Consider the following 265-nt stretch of genomic DNA (forward strand, 5'->3'; position numbering starts at 1 on the left):
TGAACCACATGCTGCAAGAACAGATGCTGAAAGGAGAGTCACACCTGCAAGTGCAAAAAGTTTCGTTGTCTTTTTCATAAAACACCTCTGTTTTCTTTTTGTTTGACACTTATTACTATGTCTTATAAAAATCATTATATCATAAATTTTTCTTAAATAAAGTCTTTTTGTCAGAAAATTTTGTAAAAACATATTTTTTCATCATTTTCTCATTTTTTACATGTTTTTTCCAAATTTTTCTCACATTTCTTGTGATATAATAGAA

The 265-nt window shown here is 26.8% G+C and carries 1 pseudogene; it reads right to left on the reverse strand.

Annotated elements, in window-relative coordinates:
• Positions 1-192: pseudogene (locus C1G53_RS13290) on the reverse strand (oligopeptide ABC transporter substrate-binding protein); the annotation flags it as partial.
• Positions 193-265: the final 73 nt, after the last annotated feature.

This window comes from Streptococcus suis (genome assembly GCF_002960445.1).
Taxonomy (GTDB): domain Bacteria; phylum Bacillota; class Bacilli; order Lactobacillales; family Streptococcaceae; genus Streptococcus; species Streptococcus hyiners.